At 46.3% G+C, this 18,624-nt stretch carries 16 protein-coding genes and 1 tRNA gene; 9 read left to right on the top strand and 8 right to left on the bottom strand.

Annotation, left to right across the window (positions count from 1 at the left end; all coding sequences use genetic code 11):
* The 4 genes from GQ52_RS00200 to GQ52_RS00180 form a co-directional block, all read right to left on the bottom strand.
* Entirely contained in the window at window positions 1–1,953 is a 1,953-nt protein-coding gene (locus tag GQ52_RS00200; protein ID WP_235272860.1) for a diguanylate cyclase domain-containing protein, read from the bottom strand.
* 403 nt (window positions 1,954–2,356) lie between these two features.
* Entirely contained in the window at window positions 2,357–3,355 is a 999-nt protein-coding gene (dhaK, locus tag GQ52_RS00195) for a dihydroxyacetone kinase subunit DhaK (RefSeq protein WP_047514050.1), read from the bottom strand.
* Between the two features lie 75 nt (window positions 3,356–3,430).
* Window positions 3,431–4,063 (bottom strand): dihydroxyacetone kinase subunit DhaL, encoded by a 633-nt coding sequence (dhaL, locus tag GQ52_RS00190; RefSeq protein ID WP_047514047.1) that lies wholly within the window; start codon window positions 4,061–4,063, stop codon window positions 3,431–3,433.
* 1,173 nt (window positions 4,064–5,236) lie between these two features.
* Window positions 5,237–6,499 carry a hypothetical protein gene (locus GQ52_RS00180; protein ID WP_047514044.1) on the bottom strand — a complete coding sequence of 421 codons (1,263 nt, stop codon included), beginning with the start codon at window positions 6,497–6,499 and terminating at the stop codon, window positions 5,237–5,239.
* Between the two features lie 340 nt (window positions 6,500–6,839).
* Here GQ52_RS00180 and GQ52_RS00175 point away from each other — a divergent pair, with 340 nt between their 5' ends.
* Complete coding sequence (locus tag GQ52_RS00175; protein ID WP_047514038.1) at window positions 6,840–7,343, top strand: hypothetical protein; 504 nt, start codon at window positions 6,840–6,842, stop codon at window positions 7,341–7,343.
* Window positions 7,344–7,393: 50 nt separating this feature from the next.
* Here the strand turns inward: GQ52_RS00175 and GQ52_RS00170 are convergent, their stop codons facing one another.
* The 3 genes from GQ52_RS00170 to GQ52_RS00160 all read right to left on the bottom strand — a co-directional run bounded on the left by GQ52_RS00170 (window position 7,394) and on the right by GQ52_RS00160 (window position 9,898).
* On the bottom strand, window positions 7,394–8,071 hold the full coding sequence (locus tag GQ52_RS00170; protein ID WP_152604404.1) for a hypothetical protein: 678 nt from the start codon (window positions 8,069–8,071) through the stop codon (window positions 7,394–7,396).
* A 136-nt stretch (window positions 8,072–8,207) separates the two neighbouring features.
* Complete coding sequence (locus GQ52_RS00165; RefSeq protein WP_047514032.1) at window positions 8,208–8,795, bottom strand: recombinase family protein; 588 nt, start codon at window positions 8,793–8,795, stop codon at window positions 8,208–8,210.
* Window positions 8,796–8,923: 128 nt separating this feature from the next.
* Window positions 8,924–9,898: a hypothetical protein gene (locus GQ52_RS00160; protein ID WP_047514029.1), complete on the bottom strand. Its 975-nt coding sequence runs from the start codon at window positions 9,896–9,898 to the stop codon at window positions 8,924–8,926.
* 214 nt (window positions 9,899–10,112) lie between these two features.
* On the opposite strand from GQ52_RS00160, the gene GQ52_RS00155 reads away from it, so the two are divergent.
* Window positions 10,113–12,083, top strand: coding sequence for an ATP-binding protein (locus GQ52_RS00155; protein ID WP_047514021.1), 1,971 nt, complete (start codon window positions 10,113–10,115; stop codon window positions 12,081–12,083).
* A gap of 24 nt (window positions 12,084–12,107) precedes the next feature.
* Here GQ52_RS00155 and GQ52_RS00150 read toward each other — a convergent pair whose 3' ends face one another.
* Window positions 12,108–13,394, bottom strand: a complete 1,287-nt coding sequence (locus GQ52_RS00150) for a site-specific integrase (RefSeq protein ID WP_052178985.1) — start codon at window positions 13,392–13,394, stop codon at window positions 12,108–12,110.
* A 107-nt stretch (window positions 13,395–13,501) separates the two neighbouring features.
* Here GQ52_RS00150 and GQ52_RS00145 point away from each other — a divergent pair.
* The 7 genes from GQ52_RS00145 (at window position 13,502) to GQ52_RS00115 (ending at window position 18,620) form a co-directional block, all read left to right on the top strand.
* Window positions 13,502–13,577, top strand: a tRNA-Arg gene (locus GQ52_RS00145).
* 168 nt (window positions 13,578–13,745) lie between these two features.
* On the top strand, window positions 13,746–14,492 hold the full coding sequence (rpsB, locus tag GQ52_RS00140; RefSeq protein ID WP_019881869.1) for a 30S ribosomal protein S2: 747 nt from the start codon (window positions 13,746–13,748) through the stop codon (window positions 14,490–14,492).
* Window positions 14,493–14,685: 193 nt separating this feature from the next.
* Window positions 14,686–15,561 carry a translation elongation factor Ts gene (gene tsf, locus GQ52_RS00135; RefSeq protein ID WP_019881870.1) on the top strand — a complete coding sequence of 292 codons (876 nt, stop codon included), beginning with the start codon at window positions 14,686–14,688 and terminating at the stop codon, window positions 15,559–15,561.
* A gap of 135 nt (window positions 15,562–15,696) precedes the next feature.
* The gene (pyrH, locus tag GQ52_RS00130; protein WP_019881871.1) at window positions 15,697–16,413 is read left to right on the top strand and encodes a UMP kinase; all 717 of its coding nucleotides are present in this window, start codon (window positions 15,697–15,699) and stop codon (window positions 16,411–16,413) included.
* 27 nt (window positions 16,414–16,440) lie between these two features.
* Window positions 16,441–16,998 carry a ribosome recycling factor gene (frr, locus tag GQ52_RS00125; protein ID WP_019881872.1) on the top strand — a complete coding sequence of 186 codons (558 nt, stop codon included), beginning with the start codon at window positions 16,441–16,443 and terminating at the stop codon, window positions 16,996–16,998.
* 26 nt (window positions 16,999–17,024) lie between these two features.
* Window positions 17,025–17,789 carry an isoprenyl transferase gene (locus GQ52_RS00120; RefSeq protein WP_019881873.1) on the top strand — a complete coding sequence of 255 codons (765 nt, stop codon included), beginning with the start codon at window positions 17,025–17,027 and terminating at the stop codon, window positions 17,787–17,789.
* A 3-nt stretch (window positions 17,790–17,792) separates the two neighbouring features.
* On the top strand, window positions 17,793–18,620 hold the full coding sequence (locus GQ52_RS00115) for a phosphatidate cytidylyltransferase (RefSeq protein ID WP_047514018.1): 828 nt from the start codon (window positions 17,793–17,795) through the stop codon (window positions 18,618–18,620).
* The last annotated feature ends 4 nt before the right edge of the window (window positions 18,621–18,624 follow it).

Below are 18,624 nucleotides of genomic sequence, written 5' to 3'. Positions count from 1 at the left end.
CTAACTGTCCGCCACATCCTCTTGTGGCGTTGCATTTCCGCTATAAGTAATTACCAGGTTACGGCCGGACTGCTTGGCTTCATAAAGCGCCAGATCGGCATGTTTATACAGCAATTCGTAAGCATAAATCGTCTCTGCTGCGCACGAAATACCAATGCTGATCGTAGTGTGGAAGCTTTGCGTACGTTGCGTGGTATAAAACGACAATTCAGCAATCCTGACACGTATGCGCTCGGCAATCACGCGCGCCTCTTCCAGGCTGGTGTTGGGTAATACCACGGCGAACTCTTCGCCGCCCAATCTGCCCAGCAGGTCTTTTTCACGGATGGTGTTTTCTATGGTGCGCGCGCAAGCGACCAGCACCTGATCACCTTGTGGGTGGCCGTAAGTATCATTGATGATTTTGAAGAAATCGATATCCAGCATCAGGAAACACAGTGGCTCGCCAGCATGATCTGCCTGCTGCACCATCGCTTTGGCACGATTGTAAAAGGAGTGTCGGTTGGGGATTTGCGTCAGGCTATCAATGGTGGCTTCTTTTTCGGCTTTGTCTTTTGCCCGTTGTAACTCACGCGTCCTCACCTTGACTTGATCCTCCAGCGAGTGGGTCAGGCGCTGCATGTCGCTGCGGAAGTGCTGCAAACTGCCAGACATGCTTTTAAACAGTTTGGCCAGTTTGCCAATTTCATTGTCCAGATGATCAGGCAGCGGCAGCACATTACCGGTGATTTTTTCGTAACGTTGTCCTTCAATGGCGCTAGACGCGTCCATAAAGGTTTCCAGCGGGCCAACCACTTTCTTCATCATCACCAGATACAGCATGATGAGTTCAATCACCAGTGCAAACAGGCTGACAATCAGGATGAATTTGGCTGCCTTGAGAGAGGGGGAGGAGAGCAGGGATTTTGGATATACGGTGACAAACCACCAGCCGGGGCCATCAATTTTTGATACGGCGAGAAATTCGTCATCCGACTCGACAATAAAGTAATCCTTTTGTTTGTTCTTGATATTGGATTGCAGCGTTTGAAAGTAGTGATGCAGTTGTGTGTCTTTCAGCTGCGAAATCATCAACATGCCGCGCGTACGGTTCATTTCTTTAATTTTGGCCGGATGCGCAATCAGGCGGCCGTCTTCCCTGAAAATAAAATTATAAGTGCCTGATAAATGGTCATTAAACACGCGTTCAAACAAGGCATTCAGCAAAATGTCATGGCCGATATTCAGTGTGTTGGTTGGCGTGATATCAATCGGGGTTTCCAGCGATACCATCCATTCCAGCGCGGTGGGGTCATAGTAAAGGCCAGTCCACACGCTTTTGCGCTCGGGGTTGTTTTGCCGCGTGGTGATATAGACCCATTCCTCACTCAGCACATTCAATTTACTGGTGGCGTTATCCGCCCATCTCACGCCTGGCCAATACACAATGTTGACGTTCTCCGGCATGGAGACATAGAGATTGGCAAACTGCCGTGTCCAGGCCACGCCAAAGTGATCGACCATGGTGTAGGCAAGCAGCAGTTTTTTTCTGAAGGCATTGTTTTCAATCGGGGCATTGGCGCCAATATAGGCAGTGACATCTTTGCTGATCAGGCCGGAATGGTTGAAGTAACCGTCGTAGGCTTTTTTCTGCAAGCGTATGGTCTGGTCTGACCTTCTTTCAAACACGTGCCAAAAGAACGCGTCGTTATAGAAAAAGTCCTGCTGCCAGTGCGCCAGATAGGTAGCCCTGAAAATCTGGTGATTTGACTCCGCCAGCTTGAAAATCCCGCTCTCGCGTTGCCCGCGCTCCTGAATGTAATGCTCCAGGCCGTCTATGGTCGAACTGACCAGGGTTTTATAAATGTGCCAGTAGGTGAGTGCACTGACGACAATAATGACGATGCTGACCCTGACGGCCATCTGCAACATCACATCCATGGTTAACGATTGTTTGTAGTTCGGGAAACGCATAATCATTCCGGGAAAGCTATATTTCTGGAGACAGTGGAAATCGTGCTGAATGTGAATTCAGGAGGAATAGCAGATGGTTGTTGCAGACATACACGCTCAAATCTTATATTTATGTTGTTTTGTTTTATATCAATCCGCCTGTGGCAAGGATTGTTTCGCAGCCCTGAGAATCAACATACTCCTGCGTTCACGGAGACGCAATGACTAAATAGGCCTAATGACGTCGCGTGTTGCAGATTGCTGCAATTATGCTGATTTTGTTGAAAACGGACGGAAGCGTGGATGGTTGACAGTGGCGGCCTGAAAATGAAAATACTGCACTTACGGTAGGTTGAGTTTCGGTAGGTTGAGTTTGGCAGACCGACCCTGGCAGGCCGGTTCAGAGGGGAGAGGATAGATGCTTTTAGCAGCCCCAGCGTAAACCGGCCGTGTGTACCGGGCTATCCCAGTGTTGTTTGATCTCGTTATCCAGCAGGCAAACGGTGAGTGAAGCGCCTGCCATGTCGATGGCGGTAATATAGTTACCGACCAGGCTGCGGGCAATGCTGAATCCCTTTTCTGTGAGCAGTTTAGCCGCCGTGTTGTAAATCAGGTATAACTCCATGAGTGGCGTGGCGCCCAGGCCATTGACCAGCAGTAAAATCTCGCCTTGGGTCGGTAATTGTTTGGCTTCGAAGTCGTGCACGATGGCATTTACCATGTCGTCGACAATGGCATCCGCTGTACGCATCGCTTCGCGGCGACGGCCGGGTTCGCCATGGATGCCGACACCCATTTCGATTTCGCTGTCGCTGATGTCGAATGTTGGTCGACCGGCGGCCGGCACAGTACAACTGGTGAGCGCTGCGCCTATGCTGGAGGTATGCAGGTTGATTTTATCGCCCAGTGCCTTGCAACTGGCGAGGTCAGCGCCGGTTTCTGCCAGGCTGCCGACACATTTTTCGATAATCACTGTGCCTGCCACACCGCGGCGGCCAGTGGTATACGTGCTGTTGACGACGGCGCAATCATCTGAAGTGAGCACCGTTGCATGTTCAAACGGTAGCATTTCAGTCGCCATTTCAAAATTCATCACATCACCGGCATAATTTTTAACAATAAACAGCACCCCTTTGTCGGCATGCACGGCTTCTGCCGCTGCTAGCATCTGGTCAGGTGTCGGGGAGGTGAATACCTGGCCGGGGCAGGCCGCATCTAGCATGCCTTTACCCACATAGCCTGCATGTAGTGGTTCGTGGCCAGCGCCGCCACCAGAAATGATGGCAACTTTGTTATGTGATTTTTGTTTGCGGCTGACAAAGGTGGGGTCGAATTGCACTTCGACCAGGTCGCCGTGCGCCGTGGCAAAGCCAGTCAGGCTTTCAACCAGCATGTGATCAACATTGTTGACGAATTTTTTCATATCAATGCCCCTGTTCTTTGGTGAGCGTATGGCGTAATGCCCGGCTGGGCGTGGTTTTCTTGTAGTGACCTTGTTTTATTGTTTCGATAGCACAAGGTCACAGATGGTATCTATCATCACCTGGCAGCTTTTTGCGCCAGCATCCAGGTGGCCGATGGCGCGCTCGCCCAAGCCTGAAGCACGGCCTTTGGTCGCCAGCATATTGCGGGTAGATTCCAGGCCGTCGCTGGCGATGGTTTTCAGTGCCGCAGCGATGTCTTTGCCGGACTGACCTTGCTCTGCCAGTTGCTTGAATGCGGCGGCCACCGGGATCAAGACATCCAACATGGTTTTTTCACCAGCTTGCGCCTTGCCGCGCTGCATGATCGCCTGCACGCCTGCTTCAAACGCAAGTGCAATTTGCAGTGTGGTCATGGTGTCGCTGGTTTTAAGCGGTTTACTCATGCTCATAAAAAAGCTGGCAAATAAAGGGCCGGAGGCGCCACCAATGGTGCTGAGTAACTTCATGCCGATCTTGTTCAGCGCATCAGCGGCGCTTAGGGTGTTGAGTTCATCTGCCAGGCTAGCAATCGCTTCACAGCCGCGCTTCATATTGATGTAATGATCGCCATCGCCAATCTCGCGGTCCAGGCATTCAATATCGGCTTCGTGGGCCAGAATGGCATCACGGATGGCGGCGGCATAACGGTTGATGACTGAACTGTGCATTGTCGGCAGCTTAAAGAGACTGAAAACCGCATGTTACTCACAAGCCTGCTGCGTCGGCAAGTCTGATTTTGTTGTTTTCAGGGTAGGCGTTTTGGTCGCTTGCGTTTAAAATAGCGCCGCGGTCCTCGTGGTGAAACAGGATATCACCAGCCCCTCCTAAGGGCTAGTTTCAGGTTCGAGTCCTGACGGGGACGCCCTAGAGTCGCACTAAGTGAATAGCTTTAAATTCAACACATTAGAAACTCATGGTGTGTGAATGCGCTACAGGAATGTGTAGCAGTAGCTATATTATTTCTCAATCCTAAAATCTTAGCAACGATCTGTACACAAAAGCCTCAAGGATTGCTCCAGGAGGCTTCTGTATTAAAAGTGGGGTTAGGGGATAGATATTTCATTGAGGTGGTGGCTGATAATCAACTCACAGGCCGCTTCAATCTGCTCTCCAATATGCACTAGAACCTTGCCACGGCTTCTTGGATATTTGTGAAGAGTCACAACTCGGACTTCACCACTGCTATCGATGCGCTGCCACGTCTTATGAGTACCGCTAGCCATTCGGTGAATCAACTTTGCAGCTTGTACACGTTTATAGTGTTGTTTCCTTTCTGCCTGAGGGGCTTTAATTGATATGAGCTCGACGGCTATCCATGAAGCAAGTGGTTTGATGGGGTCAACGTTAGACACTCTGAGTCTGGCCCAAGCCGCTTTAGCACGATCGCGTGGTGACAGTCCTGTGAGCCTGAATGCCTCAATGTGCTGTCCTGCGTCGCTGTACAACCGCTTAACACTGAGCATTGCTCTGTGGACGGTCGGATTGCTTTGATTGATTGTGAGCCACTTGCGGGCTGATTGCACGTATGGGGTGATTTCCTGAGTGGTATAACTCGCCTTGTAATAACTTCCATGACGCTCATAGAAGTCCTCATGTCTTCTGCAGAATCTGAGGTTTAATCCGTCTCCTGTGCTTGCGCTGGTAAGTTGCTGGCACCCTATGATTCGGCAGCGTGACTGCACGGAACTGTGGCTCTGTAACCTGCTAAGTAGTTTATCGTTCTTCATACTTGGTAATGTTCTCCTCCTTACGGGCCCCTCTTAAGGAGAAACGCCCGTATATTATCTATAGTGTTATCTGTCATAAGAGATATATCCCCATAAGGGTATAAGGACTTAAGCTCATTCCTCTGCCACTGAACCTTCAATATGTGCAATCCTAAAGAATGAATCTAGCATGATGTCCCGCACCTTAGCTTTCCTGGAGTTGGGTACGATCAAAGCATCATGTACAGGTAAGGCAACAATGTCTCTTGACTGACACTCCAGTAACGCTGAAATCAGAATCTGACTTTCGATGAACATTAGCTGCATCCCAATACCTTTACCAAACAAATGAGAGATTGGTTGGTGATGATTCATAATTGCATCTTGCACATGATTAAAGCTAGTGCTCCGTTCAAACGCCTCTCTTGTCCCTTTGGGAAACCTCTTCAGTGGCTCTTCAGCATAGATCATTGCATTGAAGATTTTCTTGATGTCCTTACGGTTGTATTTTCCGCAAGGGAGTGTGTATGCATCCCCTATGGGGGGCAGTGCTCCCACTAGTCCGTAAGCAATCCTCGGAGCTGCTTGAGAGAAATCGAGTGTAGTAACAGACCCTCCATCAATCACGATGTTGGATTTCCGTTGAATCTTACTCATGTGTTGCCAAAAGCCACCGAATAGCCTCCCACCTGATTCAAAGGAGTTGTTGGCGAAGTGTCGCTTTAAGAGTCGGTCGGAAATGTCTACATCATCGTCACAGTGTATTTCGGCCTCAGCTAACCATGAGTTGATTGAGTGGAGCTGGGTACGATAACTCTTAGTTAAATCGCTATCGGCATAATCTGACCACTTACCTTTATCGAAGTAGCTCTCTTTGGTAGCTTTCAAAATGATAATTTCCTGAGTCAGGCTTTGAGTTAAATCATAAAGCGATAACCGGTGAGTGCGAATCAAAGTAAGTAGTCTAGGGCCACATGTAATCGTTGTACGTCGGTTAGAGCTATCATCGAATCCTCTGTAGCCTTTTTCCATAGAGACATATGCCATCTCTGGTGCTGAAAGTGTTTCAAGAGTGTTGGGTAAGACTTTCGAAAGAATAGGAGAGTTGTACCTTCCAGACTTTCCCAGAATCCGCTTTGATAATGAGATGTACACAAGTTTGTCTGGAGTAGTGAGTTGGTTATGTACTAGGTCACATATGATCGCACTAACGATTTTCTTGAATGACTCCATGTCCTTTGCATTACGCTGACGCTGTCTTGTTTTCTTGTAATCTTCATAGGTGAGTAGTTGCCCGATAACCTTTTCGATAATCTCTATGGCAGCTTGGGACTTTGGCTCCCTGTGAGGATTGAATGGACGGTCTTTGGGTGTTTCGTTTGTTGTAAGTTGTTGCATTTCGATTCCTAAGAAGTAACCACCCCTAGTAAGGCGGGAGTAGAGCAGTGCTTGAGAGTGAGGCGTGATAGTTGGTCGGTAACAGATTAATGAAACTGATTCTTTATCTGGTAGTGAGGGTTTATTCCCTGATATTGCTGTAAGTCTTTGAGATGAAAAGAGAAACTGAAGAGTGACGCAGTAAATAACTCTGGTGCGGTTTTATTTATCAATGGTGGGCGTTTATGCCCAGATTGCTTGTTTCCCCCTAGTGAGGGTTTATGTAGTACAACTATCTAATCTCGGTTCATTTTGGGTATGATGCCGACCTAAAAGAGAAGAAGTTGTTTGGGATGCGATTATGAAGACATGGGAAGATATTTTTTCTTATTGGCAAACGTTTGAGGTTAAGCAGATAGAAGTCATGGATTTCAATCCCGAGGTACATGACGCTTTAAGGTGGTTTCATAAAAAGAAAAGGCTTGCAGTCTATCTTAACGATAATCCTAAAAATGGCACAGCTCAGCACCTCGCTATTGGTCACGTTAAAGCTTCTGAGGAGATTTATGCGGCTTACGCTATATATGCAACGCTAAGGAAATTTCCGTATTACGATAAAACTCGTTCGGTACAGCTTGTTGATGTTGTACGACCAGCATTATTTAAGCTTGATAACCGGAAATTGCATGAGGACTATTGGGTAGCGCAGTCTAAAAACGTTTTGCCAGGTACGGAGGCGGGAGAGAAAATAGTATGGGAGCTCATGCACGAAAAATTAAGTCGCAAGGAGTATGTGGCTTTGTCAGCCCAGCTATGGAAACATCTAGCTGATGAGTGGGTGACTTTGAAGTTTCCTTCTAGCTAGGGTTGATTTTTACCTTAAGCATTAGCTGTTGTGCTTCTGTCATACGGGAATTACTCTTCAACCCCTCCGGTAGCTGAATCTTGAGAGGGAGGTTCAGAGACTTCTATGTCCTTACTTGCTCGTCTTTTTATCATTGAAGAGAAGTCTTCTTCAGGAGGTGTATATGATGGTTTACTTTCCACTGGCGCATTAAGCTTTGTTTGGATTAAGCGCTGCCCATCAAACCAAAACCTGGATTTAATACCGGTGCTTTTGTCTACTTCAATGTAGGGCTTTAACTTACCTTGAAATGCGTCTAAAAAAACCATGGCTCCGATTGTTCCAGGTGCGGCAGCCATCATTTCTTTCCTTATGAAGTAGCCATAATTCAGCACGGACGCCTTGAAATATTTACAAGGACTTGTACACTCTGAAACTACTTGTGAGCCATCATTATCTGTAAGTATTACTTGGTGTACTCCATCATTTTCGCCAAGATACTTAAACATTATTAAAGGACTTGCGCCTTTTCCAGCGTTTATATCATCTTGGCTGATCGCTTGTTCATAGCCATACTCCCCATCGGCATAGACTGCATAGTAATGATTGCTGTCTCCAGTTGCAGTAGAATCAATTTTGGCTGTTGGGGAGTCTACCGACATATCCATTTTTTCTCTGGCGGCATCTGATTGCGATTGATCAGATAAAGAGCACGCCGCTAGTAATAGGCAAATGAGTATGTATTTCACCGTTATTATCCTTATAGTTAATTTTGTACTAACCTCCAAGCTAGCACTTTTTGATTCATTCTTAAATCATTTATGATGCATATTGTTTGATAATCTGGGTAACGTTGGATTTATTTGGCTTTACATCAGATCAATCTCAAGCTAGGGTTTTCTTAGCTTCTCTAATACCGATAACACTAGCGCGGCTTATCTTGTAATCTCTAGCCACCTGACTCACTGTTACACCTTTAGCCAGCCTATCTAGAATCACTATACGATCTTCGCTAGTGGTCTTTGAGGGCCTCCCCTTAGTCTTACCTGCTTTCCATGCCTTAGCTTGTCCTGCGAGCGTTCTCTCTCGAATTAGACCACGTTCAAAGTCAGCTACAGCTGCGAGTATCTTGAGAGTAAATGCTCCAGCCTCAGAGGTTAAATCTAGGTTGCCAAGCTGCAACACGATCAGCCGTACACAATTAGCCTTAAACCACTCCACTTGCTGCTGTACGTCTATTGAGTCACGGCCTAAACGATCAAGCTTAGTAACTATGAGTGTATCTCCAGCCTCTAGCTTGTCCTTGAGCTTACTGAAGCCTTCTCTAGCGTCTGCTGGAGTAGCACCTGAGACTTTCTCCAGAACGACACGCTTTGGGTCTATCGTATAGCCCGCTTGTTGTATCTCTAGGTGTTGATTCTCAGGGTCTTGCTCAGCCGTGGATACTCGACCATAAACAAACAAACGAGACATAGTGCAAACCTTATAAAGTGTTAGAAAGTGCTGTCAGTTTATGTGGATGTGTAATTAAATGCAATAGACTACTTTCTAACATTCGTGTTTATGACTGTTAGAATATGGTCATTTTTTAACAGGTGAGATTAAGTAAGAAGCCAGGCAAAGTTTCTCAAGGTTTCAAGATTTCTATGCTCAAATGCAAAATCCCAAACTGGAGTTCTGAAATGATTGTAGCTATCGAATAACGCTGCATGAGCAATTTCCATTTCACTTCTCGTTTTACCAAAGGAGGACGTAACTATGTTTTTGTTCATTTTGACGTGAACTCCATTTTGGCTCTGGGATATCCCTTTAAACCCTAGCCGTTGTATGTTCAGGGCATCAAATCCAAATCCTAGAAAGCAAACATGGTCTGCCCATACAAAGGCCTCTTGTACCTTTTGGAATACGGAATCTTCAGCTCTAGCTTCGGGAATAACTCTTAGAGATTCAATTGCAACATTCACAGAGTTTCTATCGAATAGCCCTGAGTAGGCTCTTATGTTTTTTGAATAATCATCCGATATGCCGAAAACACCCAATGAACCATATACATGTTGGATATCAAAATGCTTCAAACCGTCTAATGCCTCGCCTTCACTAACATTGAAGGTATTCATGATTGCCGTGTGTAGGTATCTCTCTAAAGAGCGATCATAGTTAAACGTGAATATTTTAATTTTATTTTCTGTAAGCTCAGCAACGGTTCTAGCGTTTGAGGCCAATGCATTCCAAAGGGCGCAATACCAATCATCATCTGTATTTAGATTATCAAAGTTGTAATCAAGCTCTTTAGGGATTAACTGATAGGCAATTAACGTTTTCCCAATCCTTGAGTATTCCGGGCGCTTACTTAAAAACGTATCAATTGAGATTAGGCGTGACTGTTTAAAGCGCCTCGCAAAATCAATAATGTCTTCACAGGGAACACCAATGGCCGTATTCAGTGAAAGTACAATCGGTGCGTCTATACCTTGTGCAGCTTCGCAAATTTTATTCCGCAATTCCCAGCCTGAAGGAAAGCCGTAAGGAATGCTCGCTCCAGCTCCAAGAATAAATAGTGTAGGTTTTGTAATCATGTCTTTGTATCTTACTGGGTGATAGTATCTTTTTTGTTAGCTTGATTGTATCCAGATTGTTCCGAATTGATAACTGACCGTTAAGTGTGCTACGGGGGGGATTCTGGTGTGAGAGAGTACGATATGTAGTGACGGATTTTTTTAGTAAATTTGCCTTTATAGGTTAGTATTTACGTGAGTAGTTGTATATGAGTATGTTCCCTGGAGATTTACGATGAGTTTTACCCCTTTTGATCCTCTTGAGTTCAAGAATACAAAGGTAACAGATGCTGCGCTTGGTGCGCTTAAGAGGGAAATCGAAAATATTTTAAGTTCATATGTAGGCTGGTACGACCCTTTCTGCGAGCTAATACAGAATGCACTAGATGCAGTGGAGGCCAGAGAGGTTTTAGAGAAGTCAGCAGGGACTCAATCAACATACAAACCAAAAATAGATATAGATATCAATTTAGATGAAAATTCACTTACTGTTACCGATAATGGAATAGGGTTAGATAAAGAAAAGTTTGAGCAATTTTTGGCACCAAATTTTTCCTTTAAGTCCGGCAATACGCGTGGGCACAAAGGTGTTGGAGCAACCTATGTCGCATATGGCTTTAACTACATGAAGATTTCGACAAAAGTTCCAGGCTTTGAAACTTCGGGGAGAATAATAGGTGCACTTGATTGGATAAAATCTAAGGCTCAAGGTGCCAATCCTAAAGTTGAGCCGGATGATGCAAAGCATGTTAACGATGCTTTCGATGCAAATGATAGAGGCGTTTCTATAACTGTTAGATTTGATGAGAACACTCATCCTAAACAACTAAATTGGAATAAAGCTGATACGGCAGATAAATGGAAGAAAATCCTTTCAATTAAAACAGGCTTAGGTTCAATTTTTCCTAATGAAACTATACTGGTAAGTATCAATGTGCATTCCGCTGGGAAGGTTACGAGTATTAGTTCGCTAGGGACTTCATATCATTGGCTTTATAAGGCTGCTGCAAAAAAAGCTACAGTGAGAGAGCTTAACAAAGAGTCTAGGGCCATTTTTGAGAAATTTGGAGGGCAACGAAAGATGCCCGATAAATACAGAAATCTGGATTTTATCTATGAGACCTGGACTTCAGCAGAGCTTGAAGACATGCTGGGTGGTACCTTAGATGAAGATGAGAAAGATATTATAAAAAAACATAATCCTGTAGTTAGTATGGAGTTTGGCCACACTGCAAAAGTATGGAATGTTTTTAACGAGTCATTAGGTTTAAGGTCGGGCTATAAGGTTCTGACTAGTGGTATCCAATTGGCCGCTAACAATATGCCGCAAGGTGAGACGATTCAGATTCCTCTTAACCGAAATATCGGAAGACAAAATCAATTGCATTTTTTGATTCATTTTGAAAATTACACTCCCGACATGGGGCGTAAGGGTTTCCATCGAGAGCTTACAGACTTCTCTAAGGAGTTGGCCAAGAAAATCACAGAGTCACATCTTTCAAAACTGAGATATCTCTTAAAGCCTAATACTGGTGTTGCTCCAGACTTGGTGCGTGAAACGCAAATAACCGATTGGAAGAGTGAGATGCTCGCACATGAAGCAGCAGCTCCCCTGGTCTTAAAAAGTCAACATTTCTTTAAGCCAACAGAGCGAGTTTCTATAACTTCAACGCCCACTAGAGAGCAAGATGTTATTGCTTTGTTCCATCAGTTGATTGCTGGGGGAGTTATTAGAGGCATAAGTATAATGTCAACTAATGAGCGGTTTACATATGACGGATTATTCAAGATAGTTTTTGATCTTGATAAAAATTTGTATATTTATGATCCTGAGCAAAATCCCCTTGGAGTGCCAGTGACAGTAGCTGAAACGCTGGGGGGTAAGGTAACTCAGCCTAGAATATTGGAATATAAGTTCTGTCTGGACGGGTTAATTGAAGACTTTGACAGTCAAGATAAAAATATCAAGGATATTAATCTTTGTATAGCGTGGACAACTGGAGACATGTACAAAGAGAGATACGGTGTTACCTCATTTTTAATTCCTGAGAATTCAGATCAGCGGGAATATCATGGTGTTACTCATGTACTAACTGATATCGAAACTGGTGGTAAGCACTGCGACCTAATAATATTAAGCGAATTGATTGAGCATCTTAATGATCCAGTTGCAAGTGCCGAGTTTCAGCGCAAAAAATATGAGTGATTTAGGGAAGTGCCAGATGGTAATCTATGCTGATTTTATAAGGTGACTAATGTTTAGTCCCTTAAAATTCAGTTTTAATATCTCTTGATGCAAAGGCTCCAGGGGGTACAAACTACTACCGTAGTGCTTAAACTCTACAGTATTCGGTGCGTGCCCTTCAATAAGCCTTCTTAGTTCTGAGTCCATTCCAGATTTACGGCCATGTTCTACGAAGGTATGTCTGAAAGCATGAAAGGGTTGGGGGATTCTAGTGATGCCTAAATCTTTCCTAATGTAGCTACTCCACCATGCTCCCCATTTGTCTCCAAGCTTCCCTTCAGTACGGCTAACTTTAAGCTCAGGGAAGAGCTGTAGGTGTCCTTCAAGTTTCATCCTAGAGGCATACTCAAGTAAACCCATACGAACTAGGTCAGGATGAATAGGTACGCGCCTTCTCTTGCCATCCTTAACGCTTCGCCCTGTAGCTGAATCAGGCTTGACTACAAAGTAGGGTATGCCATCCTGTTCTTGTACATCCTCGGTAAACAGTTGAGCGCCTTCGTTTACTCTGCAACCTGTGTACAGTCCAATCAACGGTAGCCAAAAGGCAGCTTCACCTTTTCCTTGAGCTGGCCTCAAGCCTTCTGTAAATACTGGGGAGTTGAATATGATCTGTAGCTCATGGATCGTGTAAGGCGGCTCTTCCTCTCTTGTTGGAACGGCTAACTTCTTCATGTTCGCGCAGGGATTGTTAGGAAGCTTGGAATTGGCTACGGCAGTACTAAACATAGCTGCAAGTATTGCACGGCCTTTGTTGATGGTTGCAGGAGCTGTACCAGCCTTAAGCATCTTGTCTTTGAGTAATACTAGGTGATCTCTTGTGACTTCACTAGGTCTCAGTTTGCCGACTAGCTTCCTAAACTTCTTGATGACGGTATCGGCTTCAGCAAAAGCTGATCGACTCTTAGGGGATTGTGTTAACCAATAATCTTTAAGCCCTTCGAAGCTGTCGGGCTTCAAGGTTATCTTTGGTTGCTGCGCTGGTGAAGTTGCATGTGTAGCGTAAGTGATTGGGAAGGCTACTGGTTTAGCTGCATCTAATAGCGTTATGTGTGCATCTGGTGCTTTTAAGCCCAGTCGGACTTGGTGAAACTCATCATCAAGTGTTACAGAACTCCTGCGCTGTAAACGATCAGCTTCCGCAGGGTCTCGTGTGCCGAGGCTGAAAATAAACTCTCGCTTAGGAAGGTATAAATGAAGCAAGTCTTCAGGAATTCTGCGCCGAAAATAATAGACTCCGTTTCGGGTCTGTAGGTGTATTTGTTTTCTCAAGGAAACCTCCCATGTGTAACAGCTATGCGTGTACACCAGAAGTTTCTGAGCAGTTGAGTGTCTTAAAGCTATGTCCAAAGGTCGCTTGCGTTTAAAATAGCGCCGCGGTCCTCGTGGTGAAACAGGATATCACCAGCCCCTCCTAAGGGCTAGTTTCAGGTTCGAGTCCTGACGGGGACGCCAGCGATGCTGATAAAACAGTTAAGTGCTTGAAAGCAATTGATTTAAGCGCTATAATTTTGGATTGACTTTCATGTCAATTAACTTGCATGCAATCACATTGGGTGCCTTTAATCGGGTGTTTTTGATTGCATGTTAATGAATAACCCTTTGAATGGAAAGACTAAAATCATGTCTGTGACTATGCGTCAAATGCTGGAGGCCGGTGTTCACTTTGGCCACCAAACTCGTTACTGGAACCCGAAAATGGCTGAGTTCATCTTCGGTGATCGTAACAAAATTCATATCGTAAACCTGGAAAAAACACTGCCACTGTTTGAAGAAGCACAAAAATACGTGCGCACACTGGCAGCAAACAAGGGTCGTATTCTGTTCGTGGGCACCAAGCGTCAAGCCCGTGATATCGTTAAAGAAGAAGCGCAGCGCGCTGGTTGTGCATATGTTAATCACCGCTGGTTGGGTGGTATGCTGACTAACTTCAAAACAGTGAAGCAGTCTATCAAACGCCTGAACGACTTTGAAGCCATGATCCAAGACGGCAGCATCGATAAATTCGGTAAAAAAGAAGCCTTGGGTATCAAGCGCGAAATCGAAAAGCTGGAGCGTTCTATCGGCGGTATCCAGGAAATGGGTGGCTTGCCAGATGCGATTTTCGTGATCGACGTTGGTCATGAAAGCGGCGCGATTACTGAAGCACGTAAACTGGGTATTCCAGTGATCGGTATCGTGGATACTAACAACTCTCCAGACGGCATCACTTACGTGATCCCTGGTAACGATGACTCCTCACGTGCGATTCGTTTGTATGCACGTGGCATGGCAGATGCGGTATTGGAAGGTCGCGCAAACGCGATTTCTGAAATCGTAAAAGCTGCTCAGGAAGAAACTGCACCAGCAGCTGAGGCTGTTGCCGAGTAATTTCGGATGGCTTGAAAAGGGGGCGCATCGCCCCTTTTTCTATTGTGCTGAGTTTATTGGTGTTGAGTGTGTGATGTCGCAATCTGTCTGTCACACAGCCTTGATACACTGAAAAGAATATTGACTGCGACGGCCTTGTTCCTAAACAAGCGCGTCGTTGAATAACAGAGTCGTTGAATAAAAGGAGCAATAAATGGCTGAAATTACCGCAAGCATGGTGAAAGACTTACGTGAGCGCACCGATGCCCCGATGATGGACTGTAAAAAAGCGTTGACCGAAGCTGAAGGCGACATGACCCGTGCAGAAGAAATTCTGCGCGTGCGTTTTGGTAACAAGGCCAGCAAAGCTGCTGGTCGCGTTGCGGCTGAAGGTACTGTAGGCATCAGCATTTCTGCTGATGGCAAACTGGGTACATTGATTGAAGTCAACTCTGAAACTGACTTCTGTGCCAAGAACGAAGAATTCCTGAAGTTTGTAGGCGATCTGGCACAAACTGTGAACGAAAATAACCCGGCTGATATTGAAGCCGTAGGTACACTGCCACTGCGTGGCGAGACCGCTGAAGCTGTTCGCGCGCAATTGGTTGGTAAGATCGGTGAAAACATCACGCCACGCCGTTTTGTTCGCACGCCAGCAAAAGGCCAATTGTTTAGCTATGTACACGGTAGCAAAATCGGTGTGTTGCTGGACTTGGTTGGTGGCGATGAAGCATTGGGTAAAGATATCGCTATGCACATTGCTGCAGCTAAACCAAAATCACTGGATGCCACTGGTGTAGATGCTGCGCTGATCGACGCTGAGCGCCGTGTTGCGATTGAAAAAGCCAAAGAAGCAGGCAAGCCGGAAGCTATGCTGGAAAAAATCGCTGAAGGTACTGTGCAGAAGTTCCTGAAAGAAGTGACTTTATTGAGCCAGGCTTTTGTTAAGGATGACAAACTGAGCATCGAGCAATTGCTGAAATCCAAAGGTGCAAGCGTGGCTTCGTTCAGCATGTACGTGGTAGGTGAAGGCATTGAAAAAGCAGTGGTTGATTACGCTGCTGAAGTGGCTGCTGCTGCTAAAGTCTAATTGACTTTTTAAAGCGGTATCCCAAAAAGTGGAATCCCAGGATTCCACTTTTTTTATGCCCAAAACGGGCGCAAGACGCCAAAGAAAGCGCGTTTTGTGATTAAATAAGCACATTTTGAGTTTGGGAAAATTATCATGGCACAACCTGCTTTCAAGCGCATATTGCTCAAGTTGTCTGGTGAGGCGCTGATGGGTGATGATGCCTATGGCATTAATCGCGAAACAGTGACGGCCATCGTGGCGCAAGTCAAAGAAGTCGTCAGCATGGGCGTGCAAGTAGGCATCGTCATCGGTGGCGGCAATATTTTCCGTGGTGTGGCCCCCGCAGCTGAAGGTATGGACAGGGCAACTGCCGATTACATGGGCATGCTGGCCACGGTGATGAACGCCATGGCTTTGCAAGATGCCATGAAGCACGCTGGTGTGGCTGCGCGCGTACAAAGTGCGTTGAATATTGAAGCCGTGGCTGAGCCTTATATCCGTGGCAAAGCGATTCGTTACCTGGAAGAGGGTAAAGTGGTGATTTTTGGTGCCGGCACCGGTAACCCGTTTTTTACTACCGATACTGCGGCAGCTTTGCGCGGTGTAGAAATTGATGCGGAAATCGTATTGAAAGCGACCAAGGTAGACGGTATTTACACGGCGGACCCGAAAAAAGACCCGACGGCGACACGCTATGATATCGTCTCTTATGATGAGGCGATCAACAAGAACTTAAAAGTCATGGATGCCACGGCATTTACGCTGTGCCGTGACCAGAAAATGCCGATTGCGGTGTTCAGCATCTTTAAAGAAGGTGCATTGAAACGCGTGATTTTGGGCGAAAATGAAGGAACGCGTGTCATGGCTTAAGCCTGGCATGAAGATTGGAGAGTAACGATGGTTGAAGAAATTAAAAAATCTGCTGAGCAGAAAATGCATAGATCACTGGAAGCATTGAAAACCGATCTGGCGAAAATCCGTACAGGCCGTGCCCATACCGGTTTGCTGGATCACGTGATGGTGGAATATTACGGCTCTATGGTGACCGTTAGCCAGGTGGCCAACATCAATCTGGGCGATGCGCGTACACTGAACGTGCAGCCTTACGAAAAAAACATGATTGCCAAAGTTGAGAAAGCAATCCGTGACTGTGACCTGGGTTTGAACCCAGCCACCAATGGTGATTTGATCCGCGTGCCTATGCCAATGCTGACTGAAGAGCGCCGCCGTGATTTGACCAAAATTGTGCGCTCCGAAGGTGAGGGTGCAAAGGTGGCGATCCGTAACGTGCGTCGCGATGCTAACGATGCCTTGAAAAAATTGATCAAGGATAAAGCGATTTCTGAAGATGATGAGCGTCGTGCACAAGACGAAGTTCAGAAAATGACCGACAAGGCCGTGGCCGAAGTCGACAAAATTTTGCAGCAAAAAGAAACAGATTTGATGGCGGTTTAACCGCGATCAGGGAATCAGGGATCGATTTGGGTTTATTTTCCAGTTCTACCAAGCAAGTTCCGCCTATTCAGGAAGTGCCGCAACATGTTGCGGTGATTATGGATGGCAACGGACGTTGGGCAAAAAAGCGTTTTTTACCCCGCGTGGCTGGTCATCAGCGTGGCCTGGAGTCTGTACGTGCGCTGGTGAAAGCCTGTGTCCGTCTCGATATCAAATACCTGACCCTGTTTGCTTTCAGTAGTGAAAACTGGCGCCGACCGCCGGATGAAGTGACTTTTTTGATGAGCCTGTTTCTGGAGGCGCTGGATAGAGAAGTCAGGAAATTGCATGAGGCCAATGTGATTTTAAAGCTGATTGGCGACCGCAGCCCGTTTAATCAGGCCCTGCAGCAAAAAATGCTGGAGGCTGAGCAGCAAACGGCTAGCAATACCGGTTTGACACTGACGATTGCCGTCAACTATGGCGGCCGTTGGGATGTGGTGCATGCGGTGAATCAGCTGCTGGCTGACAAGGGCAATGTGACTGCCATCAGCGAAGCAGACCTGGCGCCTTATTTATCCATGCCTTATGCCCCAGAACCGGATTTGTTTATCCGTACCGGCGGCGAAACTCGCATCAGTAACTTTCTGCTGTGGCAACTGGCTTATACCGAGCTGTATTTTACCCCTACCTTGTGGCCTGACTTTGACGATGCGGCGTTTGAGGCTGCATTGACTTCGTATCATCAACGCGAAAGACGTTTTGGCCGCACCAGTGAACAGCTGACTTCCGATAGCGGTACCTCTAAGTAAACTATGTTAAAAACCAGAATCATTACCGCAATTGTATTGCTGGGCTTGTTTTTGCCAGCGCTGTTTTGCTTGCCTCTCATGGGATGGGCTGCTGTGATGCTGGCGCTGACGCTGGTTTGCTTGCGTGAATGGGCGGGCTTCTTACAACTCAGTGTGGCACAAACGCGTGTTTTCCTGGCTGTTTCTGCTGTGACTGGCGTAGGGTTGCTGTATTTGTTACACCAATTTGGCTTTCACTGGTTTTTTTATCGCGCGTTGCAAGTGTTTGTTGCGGCCAGTGTGTTTTGGCTATTGGTCGTGCCTGTTGCGCTGTTTTTTAATGATTTCTTCAAACACAAAGCACTCAACCTGCTATTGGGCTGGGGCTTGATGATGTCATTGTGGATGGCCTTGGTCACTGCCAAGGAAGTGAATCCCTATGTGTTATTGGTGATTATTTCCACCATCTGGCTCGCAGACAGTGCGGCTTATTTTGCAGGTAAGCAGTTTGGGCGACACAAACTGGCACCTGCCATTAGCCCCGGCAAGACCTGGGAGGGTGTGGCTGGCGCATTGCTGGCTGTGGCTGCCTATGCCGCTGGCTTGAAAATCACCGGTGCCGTTGCGACCTGGTGGGTGTTGCCAGGATTGTGGGTGGTGACCATCGCCGGTATTTATGGTGACCTGTTTGAATCCTTTTTTAAACGTCGCGCCAATCTTAAGGATAGTGGCCAATTCTTGCCTGGACATGGTGGCTTGCTTGATCGCGTCGATGGCGTGATTCCGGCGTTGCCTATTGGCATGTGCCTGCTGTTCTGGTTTCATTACTGGCAACAGTCTTATTCGTTTTAAGAGG

This window comes from Methylophilus sp. Q8 (genome assembly GCF_000800115.1).
Taxonomy (GTDB): domain Bacteria; phylum Pseudomonadota; class Gammaproteobacteria; order Burkholderiales; family Methylophilaceae; genus Methylophilus.
This window is presented reverse-complemented; position numbering and strand designations above follow the sequence as displayed.